Consider the following 4,582-nt stretch of genomic DNA (forward strand, 5'->3'; position numbering starts at 1 on the left):
TGGAATTTCCTCAGGAGATAGACATTGTAAATCCAGTAGTAAGTCGTCTCCAGTCATAGTAAACCTAGATTAAAGGCGTCAATCGATACGACCAGTTAGTCAAAGATATTAGTAATCTAGTTGTTGGCTCTGATCAGACTTACGAGCTCCCTTTATCTAGGTTTACTATGACTGGAGACGACTTACTACTGGATTTACAATGTCTATCTCCTGAGGAAATTCCTTTACCAGAAATACCACAGCCCAGTCAGGATTATATTAAAGACGTAATCGAAATCCTGAATCAACGGGCGATTGATGTGGGACAATGGTTATATAATAAAATTGATGACCTAGCTCAAGAGTTATCTTGGCAGCTATTACCAGCACCTTCCCCAGCATTGCGGTTTAGTCGTATCCCAGCCCAAGAATTAGCTGAGATTCTAACTATTATTGATATCGAAATTCCTGCTGCTGCTGTCCGTAGTTATCGAGATTTCCAACTAGCTGGAATTCCACTACGTCTTTATGCTATAACTTGGCAATTACCCCAATCTGAACCAGAGGGAGATTGGACTATAGTGCTAATCCTGGGAGCTAGCCCAGGTAATACTCCACCTTCGGGGATAAAATTGCGTATTACTGATTTTACTATGGTCTTGGATCAACAGGAATTGACCACTAATGACGACTATTTATTTACTCAGTTTGTAGGGGCTAATCATGAAAAGTTTCTAGCTACAATTACCACTGCTGACGAAACAGCACAAATGTCGATGTTGTTTGAATTTAAAGGGAGTAGGGAGTAGGGAGTAGGGAATCGGGAATCGGGAATCGGGAATCGGGAATCGCGTAGGGTGCGTTAGGGGCGGGCTTGCCGTCATGTTCAACACCGAGCGCCAGTGTTGGGACAGCCCGCCCCGTAACGCACCACCCAAGGGCTCGCCCTGATTTTCCACCTCTGAGCGCCTGGTTGAGACAGCCCGTCGGAAATGAAACGGGCAAGATGCCCATTCCACCAAGATGCCCATTCCACCCACCGGCTCTGACCGCTGACCGCTGACCGCTGACCGCTGACCACTGACCGCTGACTACTATAAGTAACATGAAAAGTAAAATTTTCCACCTTAAAGTCATCAAAATCAAGTCAGGATGTAACTTTGAGTTATCTTGGGAAAACGGTAAGACTATTGCTGCCATAGTAGATTATCCTCAAGACCTTGATCAAGGTTACCAAGACTGGAAACAGGCTTACATTAATTGTTACAAAAATTTGCGAGGTAAAGTCCCAAAAAGTGGTAGACTTACCGTTATGAAAGATCCGGCTGGCCTGTTGCGGGAAGCAGAAGCTAGGTTTTTATCAATATTTCATAGTTGGTTACGGGATGGAGAGTTATATGAGATTCGTGAGGAAATTGCTAAGGCAGCTACGGATTCGTCTATTAATCGTCGGTATTGGGTTGATATTATCCTCACCTGTAACTGTCCTGAATTAACTCGCTTACCTTGGGAAGCTTGGGAAATTAGTACTACTACTAGGACGAATTTATCGGGATTCGGAACTATCCGGATTGCTCGGGTTTCTAAAACTATCCATGCTGGAATTAGTCATAATAAAATTATTTATTCAATCCGTCGCCGAGCCAGAGTGTTGGCTATCTTAGGTGATGAAAAAGGATTAGACTTTGAAGAAGACCGCAAGGCGTTAGCTCACCTGTCTAAGCTGGCTGAAATCAAATTTATTGGTTGGCAAGCAGGAAAAGACTCTAGTAGTCTTAAGCAGGAAATTGTTAAAGAAATTGCTAATCCTAGGGGTTGGGATATTTTATTCTTTGCTGGACATAGTAATGAAACTGCCTTTACTGGTGGGGAATTACATATTGCTCCTGATGCTTCTCTAGGAATTAATGAGATTAAACAATCCCTGCAACAAGGGATAGCTAATGGCCTGAAGTTTGCTATTTTTAATTCTTGTGATGGTATCTCAATTGCGGAATCCCTAATTGCTTTAGGCTTACCTCAAGTGGCGGTAATGGCAGAACCTATTCACAATCAGGTCGCTCAAGTTTTTATTGTCCAGTTTCTCAACAGTTTGGCTGAGTATAAGGATGTTCATGAAGCCCTAAGGGATGCTTGTGCTTTTCTCAAAGACCAACAAAATCTTACCTATCCTTCTGCTTACCTAATCCCTACCTTATTTCGCCATCCCCAATCAGTACTGTTTCGTTTGGAACCATTTGGTTTAGGGCACAGTCTCAGAAATTGGTTACCTACTAAGAAAGAAGCCCTTTGGTTATCGGCATGGTTAACCGTTAGTTTAATCCCACCTGTTCAGGATTTACTGTTAGAATCTCGTCTGTTGTTACAGGCTGGTTACCGTCAGGTTACTCAGCAGGTGCAGTGGCAAGCTAATCCTTCTCCAGTTCAGTCTCCAGTTCGGTTAGTTCAAATTGATAACAAGTCTCTTGAACAGGACAACGTTAAATTGGTTGATGGCAGGTATATGGATTATGGTTACTTAGCAAGTATATTGGATAAATTAGTTACCAGTAATGCTCGGATAATTGGGTTTGATTATATCTTAGATCAAGACAAACAACAGCCCGATAATAGTAAACAGTTACGGCAATCAATTACTGAAGCGATTAACAGGAATACGTGGTTAGTTTGGGCAGCAATTGAAGCTGACCATCCTGCTGATTATTATGGGGTGAGTGCTCAAATTGCTAACCTCAATCAAACCATGGAGGGAGATATTACAACCTATGATTGGTATGTAGAGTTACCTAGCAATAAGTGTGATCAAAGTTGTCCGTTTAGCTATTTACTAGTCCTTTCCTATTGTTTACGTAATCAAGATTCCGGCACTACTCAATTAGCGATGGGATTACCTGAGCTTCAAGACAGTAATCAGAAATTTAGGACTTCAGTGATTGATTCGCTTAATGGTGCCGATACACAAGCCAATACACAAGCCCATACACAAACTAATACACAAGCTGATACACAACTGGCTTGGTTGGGGAGGGTAAAACGTCCTGCGATCGCATATTTCTTACAATGGTTTCAACCGATTATTGACTATTCCCTCCCTCCAGAGCAAGTTTATCAAAGAATTTCTGCTTGTGAGTTATTAGGCTCCTGTTCTGAAGATGCTCTAGCTGATGATATCAGCCTTAATCAAACCATTGTGATTGTTGCTTCAGGAGGATATAAAGAAGCAGGAATTGATCAAGAAGGGCAAGATAATAATCTGCTTCCCCTTCCGGTCGCCTTCTGGCGTCGTTCAGAGGGTTGGCAAGACTGGTTCGATGGCAAACCATCATTTACTGGTGGTGAAGCCCATAGTTACATCGCCCACCATCTTTTTTACCAGCATCTGGTGATACCAATTCCTAATGCCTTGATGATTTTACTAACCGCTGTTTTAGGTAAGGGATTTAGGTTAATTAAACAGGATTATCCTAAACAAGGGAATAGGGAGCAGGGAGCAGGGAGCAGGGAGCAGGGAATAAAAATTATCACAATTGATTTAGGATCATTCTTGATAAATCTAGGTAATGCTTGGTTGATATATTGGTTAGTTTATTGCTTGATTTCACTACAAATTTATATCTCTTTGAAGGTGCTACTCCCTACTTTTATGCCTTTAGTAGTGTTTAGGATCTATAGCGTTACGCAAAGGGAGTAGGGAGTAGGGAGTAGGGAGTAGGGAGTAGGGAGTAGGGAGTAGGGAGTAGGGAGTAGGGAATCGGGAATCGGGAATCGGGAACATTATAGCAATTCTTATACTCATGATTACAAAGTTTATCCTGTTAAGGCAAAAGCTAATAGAAAAGAATGGTTTACTGGAATCAAGTTCCCCCCCTGATTAAGGGAATGTTTGAATCGAATCAGCTCCCCCCCTGATTAAGGGAATGTTTGAATCGAATCAGCTCCCCCCCTGATTAAGGGAATGTTTGAATCGAATCAAGTTCCCCCCTTATTAAGGGGGGTTAGGGGGGATCCCTAGTCAAATATAGCAATTATCATAACTGCGATAAATGCTTTATTTAATCATTAACTTATCAGTCAGGAAGCATATTATGATTAAAATAATCCAGAACAAATCCACTCTGGCACTAACAGTCGTAGTACTACTCTGTTCTTATGCACTGCCTCTTGAAGCAATAGTAAAAACACCTCAGTCTGGTCAGGATTTATCCCACTTTCAAGGCCAGCTAATTACCTTAAAATGGGGTGATATTTGGGAGAGATTGCGACGAAAAAAAGGTAAAGGAGGCTCAAGAGAGGCTAATCCTATCGAGCAAACTATCTGCATGCTCACCCCTGGTCAGCTATCAGATAGTGACGAAAATTATAATCATAAAGGAAGCTTAGAAATTTGGAGTGATAAACCTCTATTTCTCTGGCAAGGAGAAATGAAAGGTATTGAGGTGGGTGAGTATCGTACTAATCAACAATTGTGGGAGCAACCCTTAGACCCTACTACCACTAATATCCTTTATCAAGGCAAGCCCTTACAACCAGGTAAAGCTTACTTTTGGCGGAATACAATTCCTTTAGACGAACTTCCTACTAAGAGAAGTTTTCGTTTAATGAA

The 4,582-nt window shown here is 41.7% G+C and carries 4 protein-coding genes and 1 pseudogene; 3 read left to right on the top strand and 2 right to left on the bottom strand.

The window, feature by feature from the left end; translation table 11 throughout:
• The first annotated feature begins 68 nt into the window (after nt 1–68).
• Entirely contained in the window at nt 69–788 is a 720-nt protein-coding gene (locus F6J94_RS30660) for a DUF1822 family protein (RefSeq protein WP_367142294.1), read from the top strand.
• On the opposite strand, the gene F6J94_RS30665 is transcribed toward F6J94_RS30660, so the two are convergent.
• The gene (locus tag F6J94_RS30665; RefSeq protein ID WP_293047191.1) at nt 769–1,086 is read right to left on the bottom strand and encodes a hypothetical protein; all 318 of its coding nucleotides are present in this window, start codon (nt 1,084–1,086) and stop codon (nt 769–771) included. The two genes, F6J94_RS30660 and F6J94_RS30665, sit on opposite strands and share 20 nt — an antisense overlap.
• On the opposite strand from F6J94_RS30665, the gene F6J94_RS30670 reads away from it, so the two are divergent.
• Nucleotides 1,085–3,670 carry a CHASE2 domain-containing protein gene (locus F6J94_RS30670; RefSeq protein WP_293047193.1) on the top strand — a complete coding sequence of 862 codons (2,586 nt, stop codon included), beginning with the start codon at nt 1,085–1,087 and terminating at the stop codon, nt 3,668–3,670. The genes F6J94_RS30665 and F6J94_RS30670 overlap by 2 nt on opposite strands.
• Here F6J94_RS30670 and F6J94_RS30675 read toward each other — a convergent pair.
• Nucleotides 3,629–3,775, bottom strand: coding sequence for a hypothetical protein (locus tag F6J94_RS30675; RefSeq protein ID WP_293024064.1), 147 nt, complete (start codon nt 3,773–3,775; stop codon nt 3,629–3,631). The two genes, F6J94_RS30670 and F6J94_RS30675, sit on opposite strands and share 42 nt — an antisense overlap.
• A 289-nt stretch (nt 3,776–4,064) precedes the next feature.
• Here F6J94_RS30675 and F6J94_RS30680 point away from each other — a divergent pair.
• Nucleotides 4,065–4,582 (top strand): annotated as a pseudogene (locus F6J94_RS30680) (hypothetical protein); the annotation flags it as partial.

The sequence above is a fragment of the Moorena sp. SIO1F2 genome, assembly GCF_010672755.1.
Taxonomy (GTDB): Bacteria; Cyanobacteriota; Cyanobacteriia; order Cyanobacteriales; family Coleofasciculaceae; genus Moorena.

Excerpts from the sequence above, each read along its gene's own strand:
- F6J94_RS30670 (WP_293047193.1), top strand. The coding sequence starts at position 1,085 with ATGAAAAGTAAAATTTTCCACCTTAAAGTCATCAAAATCAAGTCAGGA.
- F6J94_RS30665 (WP_293047191.1), bottom strand. The coding sequence starts at position 1,086 with ATGTTACTTATAGTAGTCAGCGGTCAGTGGTCAGCGGTCAGCGGTCAG.
- F6J94_RS30675 (WP_293024064.1), bottom strand. The coding sequence starts at position 3,775 with ATGAGTATAAGAATTGCTATAATGTTCCCGATTCCCGATTCCCGATTC.